A 21,625-nucleotide genomic window follows, 5' to 3' on the forward strand; every position below is an offset into this window, starting at 1 on the left:
ATCATGCTGCACCTCTGCTGCAACAAAGCCGCACAAAGAAAAAAGGGCGCCCGAAGGCGCCCCCTGATTTCCATGCTGCACCCTGGCTCAGGTATTCATCGAGTCGAAGAACTCGGAATTGCTCTTGGTCGAGCGCAGCTTATCGAGCAGGAAGTCGATTCCGTCCATCGTACCCATCGGGTTCAGGATGCGGCGGAGCACGTACATCTTCTTCAGGACCAGCGGATCGGTGATCAGCTCCTCCTTGCGGGTGCCGGAGCGCGAAATGTCGATCGCCGGGAAGGTCCGCTTGTCCGAAACCTTGCGGTCGAGAATCAGCTCCGAGTTACCGGTGCCCTTGAATTCCTCGAAGATGACTTCGTCCATGCGGCTGCCGGTATCGACCAGCGCGGTCGCGATGATCGTCAGCGAGCCGCCCTCTTCGATGTTGCGGGCGGCGCCGAAGAAGCGCTTCGGCCGCTGCAGCGCGTTGGCGTCGACACCACCGGTCAGCACCTTGCCGGATGACGGCACCACGGTGTTGTAGGCGCGGCCGAGGCGGGTGATGGAGTCGAGCAGGATCACCACGTCGCGGCCATGCTCGACCAGGCGCTTGGCCTTCTCGATCACCATCTCGGCGACCTGGACGTGACGCACCGCCGGCTCGTCGAAGGTCGAGGAGACGACCTCACCCTTCACCGAGCGCTGCATGTCCGTGACTTCTTCCGGACGTTCGTCGATCAAGAGCACGATCAGATAGCACTCAGGATGATTATGCGCGATCGAATGCGCGATGTTCTGCATCAGCACCGTTTTACCGGTGCGCGGCGGCGCGACGATCAGCGCGCGCTGGCCCTTGCCGATCGGCGCGACGATGTCGATCACCCTTGCAGACAGGTCTTTCCGCGTCGGATCGTCGATCTCCATGCGGAAACGCTGGTTCGGAAACAGCGGCGTGAGGTTGTCGAAATTGACCTTGTGCTTGGCCTTTTCCGGATCCTCGAAATTGAGCGTGTTGACTTTCAGCAGCGCAAAGTAGCGCTCGCCTTCTTTCGGGCTGCGGATGTGGCCCTCGATGGTGTCGCCGGTGCGCAGGCCAAAACGGCGGATCTGCGAGGGCGAAACGTAGATGTCGTCCGGGCCCGGCAGATAATTCGCATCGGGCGAGCGGAGGAAGCCAAAACCGTCGGAGAGAACCTCGACGACGCCTTCGCCGACGATGTCGGTCTCGGCGAGCGCGAGCTGCTTGAGTATGGCGAACAGCAGCTCCTGCTTGCGCATGGTGCTGGCATTCTCGACCCCGTTCTCTTCCGCGAACGAGACGAGCTCGGCCGGCGTCTTCGACTTGAGGTCCTGGAGTTTAATTTCCCGCATTGGGGTGGTCCTGTGGGGTAACCTTGGGAGGGGGTGCGAGGAGGCTCTGAAATGCGGACGCGAGAAGGTAAGGTCCGCAGGTCTGGCAAGGAGAGCGCCGGTGAGGCTTCAAACCTGATGGGGTGTCCGGCCTCTGGAAAGCTCAGACACGACCACATCCGCCTGCGTTGGGTGGGATATCGCCAATATAGAAAATCGGCTCTCACTCCGCAAGCCGAAGCGCTGAGCGATCGTTCGCGATCCTTGCCTAGAACGGCTTCACGATCACCATGATGACGATCAAAATCATCAAGACTGTCGGTACCTCATTGATAATCCGATAGAATTTCTGGCTCCGGGGACGCCGGTCCGCGGCGAAATCCTTCAACCAGCGCGAAAAAAAGCCGTGGACCGCGGACATCGCCAGGACCAGTGCCAGTTTTACGTGCAGCCAGCCGAAAGTGAACCAGTGCCCGGCCCAGGCGAGATAGAGCCCGGCGAGCCAGGTCACGATCATGGCCGGGTTGATGATCGCCTTGAACAGGCGCCGTTCCATGATCTTGAACGTTTCCGACTGCTTCGAGCCGATCTCAGCCTCGCAGTGATAGACGAACAGCCGTGGCAGATAGAGCATGCCCGCCATCCAGGAGATGACGGCGATCACATGCAGCGCCTTGATCCAGAGATAGACGTCTTCGAACATGTCCTGCGTCCGGATTCCCGCCCAGCCTAGGGAACGCTGGGGATAGTAAGAACTCGTTAAGGTCTTGCCTGCACACTTATCCGTCCGTAGCGCCCTTCTCAAATAAGAATCTTAGATTCTTAAGGTTTGAGTCTATGTGACGGTGAATTGGACTCACACAATTCCATCCGCCCGTTCACGCGCGCTTGTTCACATCCATCAACATATACCTGACCGCCCTGGCCGCTTTCGATAAGTCAGTCAGCTTCAAAGGCTTGCGCGTTTCTATCGGCAGCTTATCAAGGGGGTTATCGACGCAATCCCGTTTCCCGTTCGGCAGGGCGTAAAACTTGTTCTGACGGGCAGTGGTGTGAAGAAAGTTGGCGGTTATCCCGCCCCTGGTGTCGCACATCCCTTTCCGAGCGGTTAAGCTCCACAGAAATCCACAAACCACACCGCCTTCATACAAAGAGCTTTTGTGCCGACCTCGAGCAATTATTTCCATCTGCACCTCGTGTCCGACTCCACCGGTGAGACCCTGATCACGGTCGCGCGCGCCGTTGCCGCCCAGTACGCCAACGTGACCCCGGTCGAACACGTCTATCCGCTGGTGCGTAGCCAGAAACAGCTCGATCGCGTGCTCGACGAGATCGAGGAGGCGCCGGGAATCGTGCTGTTCACGCTGCTCGAGAAGGATCTGGTCTCCAGGCTCGAGGACAAGTGCAAGGGGATCAATGTTCCGAGCCTGTCGATCATCGGCCCGGTGATGCAATTGTTCGAGGCGTATCTCGGAGCTGCCACGACCGGCCGGGTCGGCGCCCAGCACGTGCTCAATGCCGAATACTTCAAGCGTATCGACGCGCTGAACTACACGATGATCCATGACGACGGCCAGCATGTTGAGGGGCTCGACGACGCGGACGTGGTGCTTGTCGGTGTCTCCCGCACCTCAAAGACCCCGACATCGATCTACCTTGCCAACCGTGGCATCCGCACCGCCAACGTGCCGCTGGTTCCGGGCATTCCGGTGCCCTCGCAACTGGAAACGTTGACGCGGCCGCTGGTGGTGAGCTTGCACGCGACGCCGGAACGCTTGATCCAGGTGCGCCAGAACCGCCTGCTCTCCATGGGTGCCGATTCCAGCGGCGACACCTATACCGACAGGCAGGCAGTCGCGGAGGAGGTCGCATTTGCCCGCAAGCTGAGCGCCAAGCACGATTGGCCGCTGCTCGACGTCACGCGGCGCTCGATCGAGGAAACCGCCGCGGCGATCATGAAGCTCTACAGCGATCGCCAGCGTAACCGGCCTTCTGAATAGTCTTGGGAATAATATAGTCTCGGGAATAATTTTGCGATGGGTCTGTGGCTCGGCAAATCTTCGTTGATCTTGGCCTCGCAGAGCAGCGCGCGAAGGATGCTGCTGGCCAATGCCGGGTTCGAATTCAAGGCGATCACGGCTGATATCGACGAGCGCGGTATCCAGGCTGCCTCCGGGCTTTCGGGTCCGCGCGAGATCGCCCTGCTGCTGGCGCGCGAAAAGGCCAAGGCAGTCTCGGCCCATCACGCTGGAAGCTACGTCATCGGTGCGGATCAAACGCTGGCCCTCGGCGATCGTCTGTTCAACAAGCCTGCGGGCCGCCCCCAGGCGTTGGCGCAACTACGCGATCTCTCCGGCAAGTGCCATGAGCTGAATTCCGCCGTGGCGATAGCACGCGATGGTGAGATCATCTTCGAGGACGTCTCGGTCGCCCGCCTGTCCATGCGGCAGATGACCGAGGCTGAGCTTTCGGCCTATCTCGACGCCGCCGGCGATGCCGTCATCACCAGCGTCGGCGGCTATCAGCTCGAAGGCCTGGGCATCCACCTGTTCGAGCGCATCGAGGGTGACCACTTCACCATTCTCGGCCTGCCGCTGCTGCCGCTGCTTGCGTTCCTGCGGCGCGAGCGGCTAGTTGCCGTGTGAATGGCAGATATGGCTGGACGCTGATGCGTATCCTGGGACTGACCGGCTCGATCGGGATGGGCAAATCCACCACCGCGAAATTATTCGCGGAGGCCGGCGTCCCTGTCTACGATGCCGATGCGGCCGTCCATCAGCTCTATGAGGGCGAGGCTGCGCCCGCGATCGAGGCCGCCTTCCCCGGCACCACCGCGAACGGCAAGGTGGATCGGGCCAAATTGTCGGCGCGTGTGGTGCACGATGCCGCCGCCATCAAGCAGCTCGAGCAGATCGTCCATCCGATGCTCGGCGCTTCCCGGAAAAAATTCTTCGCCGATGCCGAAGCCGCCAACGCGCCGGTCGTCGTGCTGGACATTCCGCTGCTGTTCGAGACTGGCGGCGAGACGCGGGTCGATGCCGTGGTCGTGGTGACGACGTCTCCGGAACTCCAGCGCGAGCGGGTACTGGCGCGCGGCACGATGGACGAGGCCAAGCTCGACGCCATCATCGCCAAGCAGACGCCCGACGCGGAAAAGCGCAAGCGTGCCGATTTCGTGGTGGATACGTCACACGGACTCGAACCGGTGCGCGCCCAAATCGCGCATATCCTCGCCGAGGTCGTTAAGATGCCGCAGCGGCGAACCTGATTCGCCGCCTTACACGGCTTCCTAAATCATGCGTGAAATCGTTCTCGACACCGAAACCACCGGCCTCGACCCGCTACGTGGAGATCGCCTGGTCGAAATCGGCTGCGTCGAGATGTTCAATCGCATGCCGACGGGGCAGAGCTTCCACGTCTACATCAATCCCGAAAGGGACATGCCGGCGGAAGCCTTTGCGGTGCACGGGCTGTCGGCCGAGTTTCTGGCGACCAAGCAGCTGTTTCACGAGGTCGTCGACGGGTTTCTGGAGTTCATCGGCGACGCGCCGCTGGTGATCCACAACGCTTCGTTCGACATCAGCTTCATCAATGCCGAGCTGGACCGGATCAAACGCGCGGCGATCCCGCGTGAGCGGCTGGTCGATACGCTGCTGCTGGCACGGCGCAAGCATCCCGGCGTGTCGAACCGACTCGACGATCTCTGCTCGCGCTATGCGATCGACAATTCACACCGCACCAAGCACGGCGCGTTGCTCGACGCGGAACTCCTGGCCGAAGTCTATGTCGATCTGGTCGGGGCGCGGCAATCGCAGCTGCTCCTGGCTTCGGAAGCCGAGGAGATTCGCGTCAATGGGGCTGCCGATGCGCCACGGCGGCAGCGGCCGATGCCGCTCACGCCGCGGATTTCGGACGCCGAGCGTGAGGCCCACCGGGCTTTCATCACAACGCTGGGCGACAAGGCGATCTGGAACGAGTTCTTGCCCGCTCCAGCCGCCCGTTCGGCTGGTCAGGCCTGACCGCTCGGCGAAGCGGCCATTTGTTGCCGCTCCATGTTCTGACGATAGAGACCGACGAAATCGACCGGATCCAGCATCAGGGGCGGGAACCCGCCGTCGCGCACGGCAGTCGCGATGATCTCACGGGCGAACGGGAACAGCAGGCGCGGGCATTCGATCATGACCAGCGGATGCAGGTTTTCCTTCGGCACATTGGAAATGCGGAACACGCCGGCATAAGCGAGCTCGAACGAGAACATGATCTTGCCGGCGGTCTCGGCCTTGCCCTCGACCGACAGCGTCACCTCGAACTCCTGTTCGCTGAGGTTGTTGGCGCTGACATTGATCTGGATGTTGATCTGGGGCGGCTGGCTCTGCTGCTGGAGCGAGCTGGGCGCGTTCGGATTTTCGAACGAGAGGTCCTTGGTATATTGCGCCAGCACGTTGAGCTGGGGAGCCTGGGCCGCCTCGGGAGGGGTGCCGTTACCGTTGGTCATAAGAGTGTCTCCTTACCCGATTGGGGCTGAAATTCGCGGCGGTTGGCTAACATAGGGCCGCCTCGTTCCACAAGGACGAACGGTCCCGGATGGGGAATTCCGGCCGCGTCCGCAACTGTGACGTTCACCCCGCCGATCCCGCGAAATTGCGCCTTAAACGATTGAAGATGCGCGATTTCCGGGCAGGATCGGGTTTCCCCTTAAGCATAAAACGCGCTACACTCGGTGCTGTGCCAAAAGGCGCCATTGGCCGGGCAAGATTTCGTGCCTACATCCCACGGACCTGACGCGCGGACCCGAAATGGTGATGTAGACTTGCCGTTCGGGTATGGAACGGTCTACTGGCCGGATCGATTTTCCCGGCAACGACCCCTTCGAGACGGCCCCTTTTCTACAGAAGACCAGAAATCTACAGAAGACCAGAAAGCGAATACGACGTGGACATCTACACCATCATCTTCCTGGCGCTGGCGGTCTTCATCTTTCTGAGGCTGCGCAGCGTGCTGGGGCAGCGCACGGGCAACGAGCGGCCGCCGTTCGACCGTAACGCGCTCCAGGGTGCCCAGGACAAGAACGTTGTGACCATGCCGGGCAAGGTCATCGACCAGGCCCCGTTGGCGCCGACGGCCGAGCCGACCCCGCCCTCCGACCGCTGGAAGGGCCTGACCGAGCCGGGCACCGCGCTGGCGCAGGGCCTGGACGGCATCGTCGAAAAGGATTCCACCTTCGATCCGCGCCATTTCATCTCCGGCGCCCGCGGCGCCTATGAGATGATCGTGCTGGCCTTTGCCAATGGCGACCGCCGCGCGCTGCGCGACCTGTTGTCGTCGGAGGTCTATGAAAGCTTCGATGCCGCGATCAAGGAGCGCGAGAAGAACGAGCAGAAGACCGAGACGCGCTTCGTCTCGATCGACAAGGCCGAGCTCGTCGGCGCCGAGCTGCGCGACCGCACGGCCCAGCTCACGATCCGCTTCGTCTCGCAGATGATCTCGGCCACCCGAGACAAGACCGGCAACATCGTCGACGGCAGTGCCGACACGGTCGCCGACATCACCGACATCTGGACTTTCGCCCGCGACATCACCTCTCGCGATCCGAACTGGAAGCTGGTTGGCACCGGAAGCGCGAATTAAGGCTTTCCTCAAGACCAGCGCGACGGCGCTTTGCGCCGGTGTCGTCGCGCTATCGTCGTTTTCGCTCGGCGCCGAGGCGGCGCGGCGCCACTATCGCAGCCATCACCACCATCTCCCGGAATTGCCTGCCGCGCCGCCGCGGGCCTTGCCGTATCCGCAGCTTCCCCTGCCGTTCGAAATCCCCGGCACGCAATATCTGCCGCTGGCCTGGGCCGACGTGAAGGGCTGGAGCGATGACGATCATCTCGCCGCCTACAAGACGTTTCGCGCAAGCTGCCGTCCGATCAGCGCGCAGACCGGCGCTCCCGAACCGAAGGCTTTGGGCGCCTCGCTGAGCGAACCCTGCCGGGTCGCCAAATCGCTCGAGCTCACCGACGACGCCAGGGCGAAAACCTTCTTCGAGGAGAATTTCGCGCCGCTGCGGATCTCGCGCCTCGGCGAGCCCGACGGTTTCGTCACCGGCTATTACGAGCCGGTGCTGGAGGGATCGCGCACGCAGACCGACGTCTACAACGTCCCGGTCTATCGCCGGCCCTCGAACCTGTTCGTGCGCGGCTACAAGCAGGATTCGGTCAGCCTGCCCAACAAGGGCCCGGTGCACCGCAAGATCGGCCGCCGCAAGCTCGTGCCCTATTACGACCGTGGCGAGATCGAGGATGGCAAGATCGCCGGCCGCGGACTGGAGATTGCCTGGCTGAAGGACCCGACCGATCTGCTGTTCGCCCAGATCCAGGGCTCGGCGCGGATCAAGTTCGACGACGGCGGCACGGTGCGGCTCAATTACGACGCCTATAACGGCTATCCCTATACGGCGGTCGGTCGCATCCTGATCGAGCGCGGCATCATTCCGAAGGAAGAGATGTCGATGCAGAAGATCAGGGAGTGGATGGCGCAGACCCCGGACGGCGCCAAGGAGCTGCGGCGCCAGAACCGCTCCTACATCTTCTTCCGCGAGGTCAATCTCTCCGACAAGGACGAGGCGGTCGGCGCGCAAGGCATTCCGCTGACGGCCGGCCGCTCGATCGCGGTCGACAAATCGCTGCATGTCTACGGCACCCCGTTCTTCATCGAGGGCGAGCTGCCGATCGATTCCGAACGCGCGAAGACGCCGTTCCATCGGTTGATGATCGCGCAGGACACCGGCTCGGCCATCATCGGACCCGCGCGCGCCGATCTCTATTTCGGCGCGGGCCAGGACGCCGGCCGGGTCTCCGGGCGGCTGCGCCATGCCATGCATTTCGTGATGCTGGTGCCGAAGGGCCTCGATCCCACAACGCGCGGCGCGCGGCTGCCGGTACCGGACCCGCGGCCCTCGGAGAAGATCGCAAGGCTGTTTCCGCAAACGGAGCCTGCGAAGGATTCGGCCAGGGATTCGGCCAAGGATTCGGTCAAGGCGGCGGCTCCGCCCGCAGCCGTGACACAAGGCAAAGGTGAGACCGTCGCCGTCGCCAACCCCGTCCCGCTGCCGGCGCCGCGTCCTGTGATAGAGCCCGTCCGCGAGCCGCGGCGGCCGGTGAAAAATCGTTCCCATCGGCAGCAATGAAGCGATCGTCCCGTCCGCCCGTGCTGGAGCCTCGTCCCTCGCCGCGCCGCCGCGCGCTGAGCGAGGAAGAGCGCGAGCTCTGGGATACGATCGCAAAGCAGGTCAAGCCGCTGAGGAAGCATCGCGCGGCCAAGGCGCAAGCTGCGCCGCGCACTGAGTCTTCACCCGCGGCGCCGGCCACGCGGCTTGCGCCATCGCCGCGTCCGATTGCCGCCGCGCCGGCGCCGCGCGTGGCAAAACCGGCCATGCCGCCGCTGGCGCCGCTCGGCAAGCGCGAGCGCACAAAACTGTCGCGCGGGCGCAGCGAGATCGAGGCACGGCTCGATCTGCACGGCATGACCCAGACGCGCGCCCATCGCGCCTTGACCGGCTTCCTGCACCGCGCCCATCACGACGGACTGACCTTCGTGCTCGTCATCACCGGCAAGGGCCGAAGCGGCGGCGAAAGCGGCGTGCTGCGCCGCCAGGTGCCGGAATGGCTGAGCCTGCCGGAATTCCGCGCCTTTGTCGTGGGCTTCGAGGAAGCCGGTATCGGCCATGGCGGCGAGGGCGCGCTTTACGTGCGGATTCGGCGGGCTAGATCTTAAAATCTCGATCGGGCCGCAGGCTCCCTTAACCTCTCCCGCAAGCGGGAGAGGGGGCGCACCGAGCTCTAGAACGGCCGCACGATCCCGACGCGCGGGATCAGTGTGATGACCAAGCCGAAGACGTTTGTGTTGCGGTCCTCGGGCGGAATCAGCGGGGTCTCGCGTGCGGCGGGCAGCATCTTCGCCGCGTGCAGGATCAGGAACATGCAGACCGCCCAGTTCGAGATCCAGCGCGAATAGTCGAACACCATCGCGAACATCACGAGATAGGCGAGGCTGACGCCGGCCAGCGCCGCGATCACGAGACGGCGGTGCGTGTCGCTTGCGAGCGCGCCGATCAGGTTCGCAAAATAGCGCCACAGCGGCGTGTGCAGCCAGATCAGCAGCACGAACACGGGCACGCCGAGGATGTTGTGGGGCAGGCGGCCCCAGGTGTCGGAAATCTCCTTCGCCAGCGGCTGGTACCAGATGTAGGCGAATTGCAGCAGGTCGGTCCGCGACGGATCGGCCATCCGGCTCTTCAGATACAGGACGAAATCCGCCTCCGGGATCGGCATCGTTCCCAAAAACTGCGCCGCCAGGAACAGCGTAGAGACGATGAGCAAGGCAATGATGCCGAACGCGACGTTGGTGCAATTGCAGCCATAGGTCAGATAGTGCCTGATCACGACGATGGTGAAGATGGTGGGCACATACATCAAGAGATGAATGTGGTGGATCAGGACGAGAACGATCGAGAACAGCGCAGCTAGCGCCACGAACAGAAGCGAGCCCGCCGGCGCCAGCAGCAGGATGAGCGAGAACGCGCAGCCATAGATGTCGAAATGGCCGAGCGTGTGCATGAAATTCTTGAGGAAGAATGGCGAGCCCGCGATGAAGACGAACAGCGGCAGCGCCTTTGCGGTGAAGCCGAACGTCTTCTGGAATAGCCTTGCGTATAGCCCCAGCGTCACCAGCCACGTCACGCCGCCGAGCGCGAACACCAGCCACACCGGCACCTTGTCCGTGAACAGCGCGACCGTCGCCCCGATCAGCGCGCGCTTGATGAAGCCGAAATGGTAATCGACGAGGAGGTGGATGTAGGGGACATAAGGCGGCAGCTGGATCTTGTGGATGAAGACGCCGACGATGATTGCGGCGTTGATGGCGAGCAGCAGCCGCCAGGGGTTTTGCAGGAAGTTAGCGTGCATGTGACACTCGACGCGCACAAAACTCCGCTGTCGTCCCGGCGAAGGCCGGGACCCATAGCCACGAATGTTCGTTTTGATCCAAAGCCGGGGCCGCTATCTCTTCCAACAATAACCGCTGGTGGTTATGGGTCCCGGCCTTCGCCGGGACGACGGCGGAATAAATAGCGCGGGCCGGTCAATTTACAAAATGAACCGGCTCAGATCCGCGTTCTTGGCGAGGTCGCCGACGTGCTTCTGCACGTAATCGGCATCGACCCGGATGGTCTCGCCGTTGCGATCGGGCGCGCTGAAGGAGATCTCGTCCAGCACCCGCTCCATCACGGTCTGGAGCCGCCGCGCGCCGATGTTCTCGACTGCCGAATTGACGGCCACCGCGACGTCGGCCAGCGCATCGATGGCGTTGTCGGTGATGTCGAGCGTCACACCCTCCGTCTGCATCAAGGCGACATATTGCTTGATCAGCGAGGCCTCGGGCTCGGTCAGGATACGCCGCAGGTCGTCGCGGGTCAGCGGCTGCAGCTCGACGCGGATCGGCAGGCGGCCCTGCAGTTCCGGCAACAGGTCGGACGGCTTTGCGACGTGGAAGGCGCCCGACGCGATGAACAGGATGTGGTCGGTCTTCACCGCGCCGTGCTTGGTCGAAACGGTCGTGCCCTCGATCAGCGGCAGCAGGTCGCGCTGCACGCCCTCGCGCGAGACGTCGCCGCCGGCGCGGCCTTCGCGGGCGCAGATCTTGTCGATCTCGTCCAGGAACACGATGCCGTTGTTCTCGACCGCGCTGATCGCCTCCTGCGTCAACTGATCGCTGTCGAGCAGCTTGTCGGATTCCTCGTTGACGAGGATCTCGTGCGAGCTCTCCACCGTCAGCCGCCGCGTCTTGCTGCGTCCGCCGAGCTTGCCGAAGATGTCGCCGATCGAAACCGCGCCCATCTGCGCGCCGGGCATGCCCGGGATCTCGAACATCGGAAAGCCGCTGCCGCCGCCTTGCGTCTCGATCTCGATTTCCTTGTCGTTGAGCTCGCCGGCGCGCAGCTTCTTGCGGAAGGAGTCCCGCGTTGCCGCGCTGGCATTGGCACCGACCAGGGCGTCGAGCACGCGATCCTCGGCGGCGAGCTGCGCGCGTGCCTGCACGTCCTTCCGCTTGCGCTCGCGGACCTGGGCGATCGCGACCTCGACGAGATCGCGCACGATCTGCTCGACGTCACGGCCGACATAGCCGACCTCGGTGAATTTCGTCGCCTCGACCTTCAGGAACGGCGCGTTGGCAAGCTTGGCCAGCCGTCGCGCGATCTCGGTCTTGCCGACGCCGGTGGGGCCGATCATCAAAATGTTCTTCGGCAGCACCTCTTCGCGCAAGGAGCCAGAGAGCTGCTGCCGCCGCCAGCGGTTGCGCAGCGCGATCGAGACCGCGCGCTTGGCATCGGCCTGGCCGACGATGAAACGGTCGAGTTCGGAAACGATTTCGCGGGGGGAGAAGTCTGTCATGGGACCTTAGCTAGGGTCAGATGCGGGGCGGGACAAGCCGCTTTTTTGCCGTCAGATGATCGGCGGACCCGATTGCCATTGTTTCACGGCCTCGATCGGATGGATCAGCATCAGGATATTGAGCGTCAGATTGTCACGAATATGGAGCGCCAGCATGATCTCGAAGGCGAGCCCGAGCAGGACGGTCACGGTAACGGGCAGCAGGCGCGCGGCGAGAAAGCCCAGCATCATGAACAGCGTGTCCGAGATCGAATTGACGATGCTGTCGCCGTAATAATCCAGCGAGATCGTGCCGGCGCGGTAGCGCTCGATGATGAAAGGCGAATTCTCGACGATCTCCCAGGCACCTTCGATCAGCATCGCGACGATCAGCCGGGCCGGCCAGGACAGAGACGGGAACGGCAGGCGCGCGAGCAGCAGCCAGGTCAAGCCATAGAACAGGAAGCCGTGCAGGACGTGCGAAAAGCTGTACCAGTCGGCGATCTGCTGCGAATTTTCCGAGCTGTTCACCACGCCATGCCACAGCTTGACATAGCCGCAGGTGCAGATCGGTACCCGCCCCATCGCGAACAGGATCGAAGCCTGCAGCGCCAGCAGCAGCAGCGCGATGCCAACCCAGGCGAGCGGTGTAAACGCGGCGTTGCCCTCGTGCGTGGTTGTCAGCGTCATGGCTCGCGCACCATCAGGAGCGCCGGCCCATCGGGTGTCTCGACCATGCGGTTGCGGACAAAGCCAGCCTTCTCATAGGCGCGCACGGCACGCAGGTTGAGTGCATCGGGATCGGTGACGATACGCGGCAGGCTTTGCTGAAGCTGCGCATCGGCGAACTGGCGGATGAATGCCGAACCGTGACCGCGTCCGATCATGTCGCTTTCGCCGATGAATTGGTCGATCCCACGCGTGCCCTCAGGTTGCGGCCCGAACCCCGTATTCCAGGCGGTCAGGCTGTAGCACTGAAGATAGCCGAACGGCCGGCTGCCGGCCAATACGATGAACTGGTCCATCGCAGGCTCGTCGAGATCGCCGCTCACGAGCGCGAATTGCTCGTCCGGATCGCCCCACCATTCCCGCACATGCGCCTCGCCGAGCCATCGCCGGATCAGCGGCAGGTCGGTCGCGGTCATCGGGCGGAAGGTGTAGGCGAGGGGCATGGCCTAGCCGGCCGACAGCGCTTCGATGGTTACATTGCGGTTGGTGTAGACGCAGATGTCGGCGGCGATGTCGAGGGAGCGGCGGACGATGGTCTCGGCATCCTTGTCGGTGTCGAGCAGGGCCCGCGCGGCGGCCAGCGCGTAATTGCCGCCGGAGCCGATCGCCATGACGCCGGCCTCGGGCTCAAGCACGTCGCCGGTGCCTGTCAGCACCAGGGAGACGTCCTTGTCGGCCACGATCATCATGGCCTCCAGGCGCCGCAAATAACGGTCGGTGCGCCAGTCCTTGGCGAGCTCGACCGCGGCCCGGGTCAATTGCCCCGGATACTGCTCGAGCTTGGCTTCCAGACGCTCAAACAGCGTGAAGGCGTCGGCGGTGGCGCCGGCAAAACCGCCGATGACGTCGCCCTTGCCGAGTTTCCGGACCTTTTTGGCATTGGACTTGATGACGGTCTGGCCGATCGAGACCTGGCCGTCGCCGCCGACCACCACCGTGCCGCCCTTGCGGACCGTCAAAATCGTGGTGCCGTGCCAGCCCGGCGAGCTGTTTGGGGAGTCCTGCATGAATGATCCTCGTTGTCCGGGCTGATTTAGGCGGTCAGGGGCGGGGGCACAACGGGCCGCTCCGGGCCCAATTTCGCTCACCATAGGCAGAAGTAGAGGCCCGGCCAGCCGTTCCCGCAGTAGCGAAGGCGTCATTTGGCTGTTAAAAGACCGGCGTTTTCGGCCCCGAACTAGGATGGAAGCTAGTTTTGATGCGCACCGCGACGATCAAGCGCAAGACCAAGGAAACCGACATCGAGGTCACCGTGAACCTCGATGGCTCCGGCGTGTCCAATATCGCGACCGGCATCGGCTTTTTCGACCATATGCTCGATCTCCTCGCCCGCCATTCCCGCATCGACCTCACGGTCAAGGCGGTGGGCGATTTGCACATTGATCATCACCATACCACCGAAGACACCGGCATCGCGCTCGGCCAGGCCGTCAAGCAGGCGCTCGGCAACATGGCGGGCATCACCCGCTATGCCGACATGCACATGCCCATGGACGAGACGCTGTCGCGCGTTGTCATCGACATCTCGGGCCGCCCGGTCCTGGTGTTCAAGGTCGACTTCCCCCGCGACAAGATCGGCGAGTTCGACACCGAGCTGGTGCGCGAGTGGTTCCAGGCCTTCGCCATGAACGCCGGCGTGACTCTCCACGTCGAGACCCTATATGGCGATAACAGCCACCATATCGCCGAGTCCTGCTTCAAGGGTCTGGCGCGGGCGCTGCGGACGGCGGTCGCGATCGATCCGAAGGCTGTGGGCGAAATCCCGTCCACCAAGGGCTCGCTCGGCGGCTGACATCTCGGGCCGGCGGCACGCGCCGCTTGCGGTATCACTGAATTCTTGAGAACGGGGCATCACCATGCCTGTCTATACAGTTCATGCTCCCTCCCCTGCCGGAGCCGATTTGCGCGCGACCGACAAGTTCGTCTTCGTGCGCGACGGCTTCCATTTCTGGGCGATGATTTTCGGCCCGCTCTGGCTGCTGTGGCATCGGCTATGGCTGGCGCTGATCGGCTGGGTGATCTTCGTCGCCGCGTTCAACGCGGGGCTGTCCAGCCTCGGCGTCGGACGCAGCTCGATCTTCTTTGCCGACATCATCGTCGCGCTCCTGATGGGTTTCGAGGCCTCGAGCCTGCGGCGCTGGACGCTGTCGCGCGGCAAATGGCGTCAGCTCGACGTGGTGATTGCCGACGACGAGGACACCGCCGAGCGCCGCTTCTTCGAGCGCTGGAGCCAAAAGCAGCGCGGCATCGTCAACGATCAATGGGCCGTCGATCGCGGCGGCCCGCCGCCGACCCGCAACGTGCCGGGTCAGCAATTCTCAAACCCACCGCCGATGCCGGCGGGCGGCATCATTGGATTGTTTCCAGAACCGGGAGGGCCAAGATGAGCGTCGCCATCATTGATTACGGTTCCGGCAATCTGCATTCGGCCGCCAAGGCGTTCGAGCGCGCCGCGCGCAGCATGGAGAACCCGCAAAAGGTCTTCGTCACCAGCGATCCGGACCAGGCCTATGGCGCGGACCGTCTGGTGCTGCCGGGCGTCGGCGCCTTCGCCGATTGCCGGCGCGGGCTCGATGCGGTCAACGGCATGGTCGAGGCGATCACCGAAGCAGTGCGCGTCAAGGCGCGGCCGATGTTCGGCATCTGCGTCGGCATGCAGCTGTTCGCCACCCGCGGCAAGGAGCATGTCATCACGCAAGGGCTGAACTGGATCGGCGGCGACGTCGAGAAGATCACGCCGCGCGACGAAAGCCTGAAGATCCCGCACATGGGCTGGAATACGCTCGACGTCCTGCGCGAGCACCCGGTGCTGGAGAGGCTGCCGCTCGGCCCCAAGGGCCAGCACGCTTATTTCGTGCACTCCTATCACCTCAATGCCGCCAACGAGGCGGACGTGCTCGCGCGCGCCGATTACGGCGGGCCTGTGACCGCGATCGTCGCCAAGGACACCGCCATCGGCACGCAGTTTCACCCCGAGAAGAGCCAGCGTTTTGGCCTGGCCCTGATCTCGAACTTTTTGCGATGGAAGCCGTGATTCTCTTTCCCGCGATCGATCTCAAGAACGGCCAATGCGTGCGCCTCGAGCAAGGCGACATGGCGCGCGCGACCGTGTTCAACCTCAATCCCGCCGCGCAGGCCGAGAGCTTTGTTGCGCAGGGCTTTGAGTATCTCCACGTCGTCGATCTCGACGGTGCGTTTGCCGGCAAGCCGGTCAACGCCGAGGCCGTCGAGGCGATGCTGAAGACGATCAGGATTCCGGTGCAGCTCGGTGGCGGCATTCGCGATCTCGCGACCGTCGAAGCCTGGCTCGAAAAGGGCATCGCCCGCGTCATCATCGGCACCGCCGCGGTGCGCGACCCTGAATTGGTGAAGGCGGCTGCAAGGAAATTCCCCGGCCGCGTCGCGGTTGGGCTCGATGCACGCGACGGCAAGGTCGCGGTCGAAGGCTGGGCCGAGACCTCTCAGGTGACGGTGCTGGAGATCGCACAGCGTTTCGAGGATGCCGGCGTCGCCGCCATCATCTTCACCGACATCGCGCGCGACGGCCTGCTCAAGGGCCTGAATCTCGATGCGACCATTGCGCTGGCAGATGCCATATCCATCCCGGTGATCGCCTCCGGCGGCCTCGCCTCGATCGAGGACGTCAAGGCGATGCTGACGCCGCGCGCGAAAAAGCTCGCCGGTGCGATTGCCGGCCGCGCGCTCTATGACGGTCGGCTCGATCCAGCCGCCGCCCTCACTTTGATCCGCACCGCGCGCATCGCCTAGGAGCTGACACATGTTCAAGGTGCGCGTGATCCCCTGCCTCGACGTCAAGGACGGAAGGGTCGTCAAGGGCGTCAATTTCGTTGACCTGCGCGATGCCGGTGACCCCGTCGAAGCGGCGATCGCCTATGACGCCGCCGGCGCCGACGAGCTCACTTTTCTCGATATCACCGCGACCCATGAGAATCGCGGCATCATGCTGGACGTGGTCCGGCGCACCGCTGAAGCCTGCTTCATGCCGGTGACCGTCGGCGGCGGCGTGCGTGAGGTCAACGATATCAAGACGCTCCTGCGTGCCGGCGCCGACAAGGTCTCGATCAACAGCGCCGCTGTGTCGCGGCGTGAGTTCGTCAAGGAAGCTGCCGAAAAATTCGGCGAGCAGTGCGTGGTGGTCGCGATCGACGCCAAGCGGGTCAAGCGACCGGGCGGCGACCGCTGGGAGATTTTCACCCATGGCGGCCGCAACTCGACCGGCATCGACGCCATCGAATACGCCCAGGAGGTGGTCTCGCTCGGCGCTGGTGAAATTTTGCTCACCTCGATGGACCGCGACGGCACGAGGCAGGGTTTTGACATCCCGCTGACCCGGGCGATCGCCGACAGCATTCCCGTTCCCGTGATCGCCTCGGGCGGTGTCGGCAATCTCGACCACCTCGTCGACGGTATTCGCGACGGTCACGCCACCGCCGTGCTGGCCGCCTCGATCTTCCACTTTGGGGAATTCACCATCCGCGAAGCCAAGGAGCACATGGCCCGGCGCGGGCTGGCCATGCGCCTCGATGCCTGACGACTCCCGTCCGTAAAAATGCTACATCATCGGCGGGGACCGGCTTATCCCGCCAGATAACCGGCCAATAATCGGCCGAGGCGCGTTTTCCGAGTATTTTGTATGCCGCGTTTTACGATCCATGATCTGGCCGAGACCATCGACGCCCGCGCGGCAGCGGGTGGCGAGGCGTCCTATACCCGCAAGCTCCTCGACAAGGGCGCCGAACATTGCGCCAAGAAGTTCGGTGAGGAAGCAGTCGAAACCGTAATCGCAGCAGTCGAAAACGATCGCGCGCATCTGATCGCTGAAGGCGCCGACCTGCTTTATCATTTCCTTGTGCTGCTCAAGGTCCGCGGCGTAAAGCTGGAAGAGGTCGAAGCCGCGCTGGACAAGCGGACGAACATGTCAGGGTTGGAAGAAAAGGCGTCGCGCAAAAGCGGCAACTAGCCGAGGTGGAAAGATCGCGTCATGGATATCCGCGCACCCGAGCAGCAGTATAATCCGTACCGCGTCTATACGCGCGAGCAATGGGCGCGGCTGCGCGACGACACGCCGATGACCCTGGAGCCGGGCGAGTTCGACCGGCTGCGCTCGCTGCACGATCGCCTCGACTTGCAGGAAGTCGAGGACATCTACCTACCGCTATCGCGCCTGCTGTCGATCTATGTCGATGCGATGCAGCGGCTTTATTACGCGGAGCGCCAGTTCCTCAACATCCGCGACCGCAAGATGCCCTATGTCATCGGGGTCGCCGGCTCGGTCGCGGTCGGAAAGTCCACCACCGCCCGCGTGCTTCAGGCGCTACTGGCGCGCTGGTCGCCGCGTCCCAAGGTCGAGCTGATCACCACCGACGGATTTCTGTATCCCAATGCCGTGCTCGAACGGCAGGGCATCATGCAGAAGAAGGGTTTTCCGGAGAGCTACGATTTGCCGCTGCTGCTCAGCTTCCTCTCCGACATCAAGGCCGGCCGCCGCCATGTGCGCGCGCCGGTCTATTCGCATTTGACCTACGACATCGTGCCGAACGAGTGGGCCGAGATCGACCAGCCCGACATCCTGATCGTCGAGGGCGTCAACGTGCTGCAAACCGGCAAGCTGCCGCGCGACGGCAAGGCCGTGCCCGTCGTCTCCGACTTCTTCGATTTCTCGGTCTATATCGACGCCGACGAAGCCGCGCTGCGACAGTGGTACATCAGGCGCTTCCTGTCGCTGCGCGACACCGCGTTCACCAATCCGAAGTCTTACTTCAATCGCTATGCGCTGTTGTCCGACGAGGAAGCCACCGCGACCGCGATCGCGATCTGGGAGCGCACCAACCTCGCCAATCTCGAGGACAATATCCTGCCGACCCGCCCCCGCGCGACGCTGATCCTGAAGAAGGGCGCCGACCACACGGTGGCGAGCGTGGCGCTGCGCAGGTTGTAGCTGCGAGCCAGCCGGATGCGTCAGCGATCTGCCCGCCGAAGCTGCGTGCGGCACGTCACTTGCCGGCTCTTGCAATCCAATCCGCAGGCTTGATGCGCCCCGCGAAAGTCGCGGCACCGGTGGGGCTTGCCTTATAGACGAAGGCTTCGCCTTCCTGCACGTCGCCGGCGTCCTTGCCGAAGGCGTCGGCGATGTTGGTCTTGTGCGTGACCAGGAACGTGTTGGTGCCGGCCTTCGGCGAGGCGTCGACGAGCTGGCGCATGGCCAGTCCGGCTTTTGCGTTCGCACCGGTCGGGTTTGCCATTCCCGATGCGCTGGCGTTGCTGCTGTCCGTCAACGCATAGATCGGCTTGACCTCGCGGCCGGAGAGCAGCTTGCCCGCCTCGATCGCACGGTTCAGCCTGCTGGTGTAGATGTCTCCGATCGGGATCGCGAGTTCCTTGATCGCGGTCCCGATCTGGCGTGCCATGTCTTGGCCCTTTTCACTCAACTGGCGCTGGGCGCTCATGTCGTCGAATTTGAAGGGGTAGACATCCTTTTGGCCGTCGTCGGTGGCGGTGTGGCGAAACACCAGCACGTAGCCGCCTTGCTTGAGCGAGGCGATTAGTTCCGAGCTATCGGCCGCGGCGGCCGGGGTGAATCCAGACGAGGTGAATCCAGAGAGAAGGACAATGGCAGCGAGCCGGCAAAGCAGGTTCATGTCCGACATCCTCTTCTTGAAAAACGGCCCCCCGAGGATGGTGACGTGCAGCAGGGTCGATTTCAATTATCGAATATCAACGGATAAGAAGTTCCCATGCGCGGAAACGTCGAGCCGTCCTGGATCAAACTGCCAGATGCCGCGACCCCGCCAGCCCCGCAAGCGCCTCTTCCAGCTTCTCGCGATCGAGCGGCTTGATCAGAAATCCGTTCATGCCCGCTTCAAAGCAGGCGTAGCGATCTTCCACCAGCGTATTGGCGGTGAGTGCGAGGATCGGCGTGTGGTGGCCGCCTTTGGCTGCCTCATGCGCACGGATGCGTTTTGTCGCTTCGATGCCGTCGAGCTGCGGCATCTGGATGTCCATCAGCACGAGATCATAGGGCGTGCCGGCCGATGACGCGCCGAGCCAGGATTCCAGCGCGGCCTCGCCATGGACGGCGATGACGACGCGGTGGCCGAGTTTCGTCAGCAGCGAGCGCATCAACAGCGCGTTGATCTCGTTGTCCTCGGCGACGAGAATTGACAGGCCTTTCGCCGGTACCGCGCCGGTGGATCGGGGTGATGGCTCCGGTGCCAGATCGGGTGAGGCGACCTCCGGGGTCAGCGCGAGGCGTGCGGCGAGCGAGCCCGCGCGTAGCGGCTTCACCAGGAAGCCGGTGAAGGCCGGCGAGACTTTCTCGTGGCGCGAGCCCGACGTCAGCAGCACGAGGCGTTGCATAGCATGCCTGCGTGCGGCCTCGCCGAGGCGGTCGGCGATGGCGGCGCCAAGCGCACGATCAATCAGCACCGAATGCCATGAGCGTTCCGGCAGCAGCGCTTCCGCCGCCGCCGCGTCCGTCACCATGCAGGTCTGGCCGCCCCAGCGCGCCAGCCGCCGCGCGATCAGGGAGGCCTCGATACCGTCGGCGATCAGCAGGATCGACTTGCCGGTGAGGTCGGGACTCGGGAACGCCGTCGGCTCCGCGCCGGCGTGCAATGACGCGAGCGGAATCGCGACCTCGAAGGTCGAGCCCTTGCCCGGCTCGCTCGTGAGCGTGATGCGGCCGCCCATGCGCTTGACGATGCGCTCGCTGATGGCGAGACCGAGGCCGGTGCCGCCATGGGTGCGCGCAACGCGTTCGTCGGCCTGCTCGAATTCGCGGAAGATGCGCTGTTGCGCTTCCGGCGCGATGCCGATGCCGGTGTCGCGCACCAGAAAGCTGATCTCGTTCGGCCAGATGCCGGGCTCGACGATCAGCGCGACGCCGCCACTCGCAGTGAACTTGATGGCATTGCCGGCGAGGTTGAGCAGCACCTGGCGCAGCCGCGCGGCGTCGCCAACCAATTCGAGCGGCAGGCGCTCGTCGACATAGGCGGCGATTTCGAGCTTCTTTGCCTGCGCACGCGGCGCGAGCAGCTCGGTGATTTCCTCGATCAGGGCCGAGAGCGCGAAGGGACGCTGCTCGAGATCGAGCTTGCCGGCTTCGATCTTGGAATAGTCGAGCAACTCCTCGATCAGCGCCATCAGTGCTTCGCCGGAGGTCTTCACGGCCTTGGCGTAGGTCGTCTGCTCCGGCGTCAGCGTGGTGTCGAGCAGCAGCCCGCCCATGCCGATGATGCCGTTGAGCGGCGTGCGGATCTCGTGCGACGCCATCGCCAGGAAGCGCGATTTGGCGCGGTTGGCGGCGTCGGCCTGGTCGCGGGCGTCGGACAGCGCACGCTCGGTCTCGGTGCGGTCGGTGACATCGCGTCCGACGCTCTGCAATTCGGCGGGCTGGCCGGCGTCGAGGCGGACATAGCCTTCGCGCCAGGCGATCCAGCGTGCGCCGAGCGGGGTTGCGATCTTCTGGTCGTGAATGCGCGTGCCGTTGCTCTCGCGGGCGCTGTCGCCCTGCTCCAGCACGTCGAAATCAAAGCGCGTGCCGACCAGCGCGCCGCGCGCCTGCCCCGCAAGCGCGCAATAGGCTTCGTTGGCGAAGGTGATGCGGCCGTTTGTGTCGCGCAGCACGATCAAATCGCCCTGCTGTTCGAACAGGCTGCGGGCGCGTTCCTCCGCTTCCTTCAGCTCCCAATTGCGGTCGATCAGCGCTTCGTTGTGAGCCGCCAGCGCACGCATCCGCTTCTTGACGAAGCGCAGGCGCATGCTGAGCGTGGCAAGGCCGAGACAGGAGAGCGCGAACAGGAAGCTGGCGCCGATCGCGAACGCGTTGGGATCATAGCCGGAATTCTCGGACCGGCTGCCGGAGACAAAACCATAGGCGCCGCCGAAGGTCGCCGAGAAGATCATGAAGGAGCGGATCGCGAAGGCGATTTTGGGGTACTGCCGCCTGAAGCGGCGCATGCGCACCTTGATCCGGAACGTCCGACCCATCGCCACCGACCCGACTGTTTTCCTAAAACCCTGCGCTCGCTGTAACCGACGATGTCCCGCCGACCTTGCGAACAGCTTGAGGTATTGGGACCGCCTCCAAACAGGGTTGACGAGGCGTTAACGGCTCAGCGCATGATTCAGAA

24 protein-coding genes are annotated in these 21,625 nt (G+C 63.6%); 14 read left to right on the forward strand and 10 right to left on the reverse strand.

What is annotated here, in order from left to right:
- Positions 1–87 precede the first annotated feature (87 nt).
- A complete protein-coding gene (gene rho / locus QCM77_RS07675; RefSeq protein ID WP_279660187.1) occupies positions 88–1,353 on the reverse strand; it encodes a transcription termination factor Rho in 1,266 nt (421 codons plus the stop codon).
- 247 nt (positions 1,354–1,600) lie between these two features.
- Complete coding sequence (hemJ, locus tag QCM77_RS07680; RefSeq protein WP_279682696.1) at positions 1,601–2,035, reverse strand: protoporphyrinogen oxidase HemJ; 435 nt, start codon at positions 2,033–2,035, stop codon at positions 1,601–1,603.
- Between the two features lie 457 nt (positions 2,036–2,492).
- Here hemJ and QCM77_RS07685 point away from each other — a divergent pair, with 457 nt between their 5' ends.
- The 4 genes from QCM77_RS07685 to dnaQ are packed head-to-tail and all read left to right on the forward strand — an operon-like array spanning position 2,493 to position 5,351.
- A complete protein-coding gene (locus tag QCM77_RS07685; RefSeq protein WP_279682698.1) occupies positions 2,493–3,332 on the forward strand; it encodes a pyruvate, water dikinase regulatory protein in 840 nt (279 codons plus the stop codon).
- A 36-nt stretch (positions 3,333–3,368) separates the two neighbouring features.
- On the forward strand, positions 3,369–3,977 hold the full coding sequence (locus QCM77_RS07690) for a Maf family nucleotide pyrophosphatase (protein WP_279682700.1): 609 nt from the start codon (positions 3,369–3,371) through the stop codon (positions 3,975–3,977).
- Positions 3,978–4,000: 23 nt separating this feature from the next.
- Entirely contained in the window at positions 4,001–4,600 is a 600-nt protein-coding gene (gene coaE / locus QCM77_RS07695) for a dephospho-CoA kinase (RefSeq protein ID WP_279682774.1), read from the forward strand.
- Positions 4,601–4,628: 28 nt separating this feature from the next.
- Positions 4,629–5,351: a DNA polymerase III subunit epsilon gene (gene dnaQ / locus QCM77_RS07700; protein WP_279682702.1), complete on the forward strand. Its 723-nt coding sequence runs from the start codon at positions 4,629–4,631 to the stop codon at positions 5,349–5,351.
- Here the strand turns inward: dnaQ and secB are convergent.
- Positions 5,342–5,827: a protein-export chaperone SecB gene (secB, locus tag QCM77_RS07705; protein WP_279660181.1), complete on the reverse strand. Its 486-nt coding sequence runs from the start codon at positions 5,825–5,827 to the stop codon at positions 5,342–5,344. The genes dnaQ and secB overlap by 10 nt on opposite strands.
- 437 nt (positions 5,828–6,264) lie before the next feature.
- On the opposite strand from secB, the gene QCM77_RS07710 reads away from it, so the two are divergent.
- The 3 genes from QCM77_RS07710 to QCM77_RS07720 are packed head-to-tail and all read left to right on the forward strand — an operon-like array spanning position 6,265 to position 9,090.
- Entirely contained in the window at positions 6,265–6,960 is a 696-nt protein-coding gene (locus QCM77_RS07710; protein WP_279660180.1) for a Tim44/TimA family putative adaptor protein, read from the forward strand.
- Complete coding sequence (mltA, locus tag QCM77_RS07715) at positions 6,938–8,503, forward strand: murein transglycosylase A (RefSeq protein ID WP_279660179.1); 1,566 nt, start codon at positions 6,938–6,940, stop codon at positions 8,501–8,503. Before QCM77_RS07710 ends, mltA begins: the two co-directional genes overlap by 23 nt.
- A complete protein-coding gene (locus QCM77_RS07720; protein WP_279682704.1) occupies positions 8,500–9,090 on the forward strand; it encodes a Smr/MutS family protein in 591 nt (196 codons plus the stop codon). The genes mltA and QCM77_RS07720 overlap by 4 nt, the downstream gene beginning before the upstream one ends.
- Positions 9,091–9,155: 65 nt before the next feature.
- Here QCM77_RS07720 and QCM77_RS07725 read toward each other — a convergent pair whose 3' ends face one another.
- The 5 genes from QCM77_RS07725 to hslV all read right to left on the reverse strand — a co-directional run bounded on the left by QCM77_RS07725 (position 9,156) and on the right by hslV (position 13,480).
- The gene (locus QCM77_RS07725) at positions 9,156–10,280 is read right to left on the reverse strand and encodes a hypothetical protein (RefSeq protein ID WP_279682705.1); all 1,125 of its coding nucleotides are present in this window, start codon (positions 10,278–10,280) and stop codon (positions 9,156–9,158) included.
- Positions 10,281–10,460: 180 nt separating this feature from the next.
- Entirely contained in the window at positions 10,461–11,765 is a 1,305-nt protein-coding gene (gene hslU / locus QCM77_RS07730; protein ID WP_279660176.1) for an ATP-dependent protease ATPase subunit HslU, read from the reverse strand.
- Positions 11,766–11,816: 51 nt separating this feature from the next.
- Positions 11,817–12,434, reverse strand: a complete 618-nt coding sequence (locus QCM77_RS07735) for a DUF2585 domain-containing protein (RefSeq protein WP_279682707.1) — start codon at positions 12,432–12,434, stop codon at positions 11,817–11,819.
- Positions 12,431–12,916 carry a GNAT family N-acetyltransferase gene (locus tag QCM77_RS07740; protein ID WP_279682708.1) on the reverse strand — a complete coding sequence of 162 codons (486 nt, stop codon included), beginning with the start codon at positions 12,914–12,916 and terminating at the stop codon, positions 12,431–12,433. Before QCM77_RS07740 ends, QCM77_RS07735 begins: the two co-directional genes overlap by 4 nt.
- Positions 12,917–12,919: 3 nt before the next feature.
- A complete protein-coding gene (hslV, locus tag QCM77_RS07745; protein ID WP_247352594.1) occupies positions 12,920–13,480 on the reverse strand; it encodes an ATP-dependent protease subunit HslV in 561 nt (186 codons plus the stop codon).
- Between the two features lie 191 nt (positions 13,481–13,671).
- Between hslV and hisB the strand changes: the two genes are divergently transcribed.
- The 7 genes from hisB (at position 13,672) to coaA (ending at position 18,432) form a co-directional block, all read left to right on the forward strand.
- Positions 13,672–14,265: an imidazoleglycerol-phosphate dehydratase HisB gene (gene hisB / locus QCM77_RS07750; RefSeq protein WP_279660172.1), complete on the forward strand. Its 594-nt coding sequence runs from the start codon at positions 13,672–13,674 to the stop codon at positions 14,263–14,265.
- 64 nt (positions 14,266–14,329) lie between these two features.
- Positions 14,330–14,860, forward strand: a complete 531-nt coding sequence (locus tag QCM77_RS07755; RefSeq protein ID WP_279660171.1) for a DUF2628 domain-containing protein — start codon at positions 14,330–14,332, stop codon at positions 14,858–14,860.
- Positions 14,857–15,507, forward strand: coding sequence for an imidazole glycerol phosphate synthase subunit HisH (gene hisH, locus QCM77_RS07760; protein ID WP_279660170.1), 651 nt, complete (start codon positions 14,857–14,859; stop codon positions 15,505–15,507). The genes QCM77_RS07755 and hisH overlap by 4 nt, the downstream gene beginning before the upstream one ends.
- Positions 15,495–16,241, forward strand: coding sequence for a 1-(5-phosphoribosyl)-5-[(5-phosphoribosylamino)methylideneamino]imidazole-4-carboxamide isomerase (gene hisA, locus QCM77_RS07765; protein ID WP_279682711.1), 747 nt, complete (start codon positions 15,495–15,497; stop codon positions 16,239–16,241). Before hisH ends, hisA begins: the two co-directional genes overlap by 13 nt.
- Positions 16,242–16,251: 10 nt before the next feature.
- The gene (gene hisF, locus QCM77_RS07770; protein WP_279660168.1) at positions 16,252–17,025 is read left to right on the forward strand and encodes an imidazole glycerol phosphate synthase subunit HisF; all 774 of its coding nucleotides are present in this window, start codon (positions 16,252–16,254) and stop codon (positions 17,023–17,025) included.
- Positions 17,026–17,127: 102 nt separating this feature from the next.
- The gene (locus tag QCM77_RS07775; protein ID WP_279660167.1) at positions 17,128–17,454 is read left to right on the forward strand and encodes a phosphoribosyl-ATP diphosphatase; all 327 of its coding nucleotides are present in this window, start codon (positions 17,128–17,130) and stop codon (positions 17,452–17,454) included.
- A gap of 21 nt (positions 17,455–17,475) precedes the next feature.
- A complete protein-coding gene (gene coaA / locus QCM77_RS07780; RefSeq protein WP_279682713.1) occupies positions 17,476–18,432 on the forward strand; it encodes a type I pantothenate kinase in 957 nt (318 codons plus the stop codon).
- A 55-nt stretch (positions 18,433–18,487) separates the two neighbouring features.
- On the opposite strand, the gene QCM77_RS07785 is transcribed toward coaA, so the two are convergent.
- Together QCM77_RS07785 and QCM77_RS07790 are read right to left on the reverse strand one after the other, a co-directional pair.
- The gene (locus QCM77_RS07785) at positions 18,488–19,132 is read right to left on the reverse strand and encodes a histidine phosphatase family protein (protein WP_279682714.1); all 645 of its coding nucleotides are present in this window, start codon (positions 19,130–19,132) and stop codon (positions 18,488–18,490) included.
- A 124-nt stretch (positions 19,133–19,256) separates the two neighbouring features.
- Entirely contained in the window at positions 19,257–21,482 is a 2,226-nt protein-coding gene (locus tag QCM77_RS07790) for an ATP-binding protein (protein WP_279682715.1), read from the reverse strand.
- Positions 21,483–21,625 lie beyond the last annotated feature (143 nt).

The organism is Bradyrhizobium nivariense (assembly GCF_029846695.2).
In the GTDB taxonomy this organism is placed as follows: Bacteria; Pseudomonadota; Alphaproteobacteria; order Rhizobiales; family Xanthobacteraceae; genus Bradyrhizobium.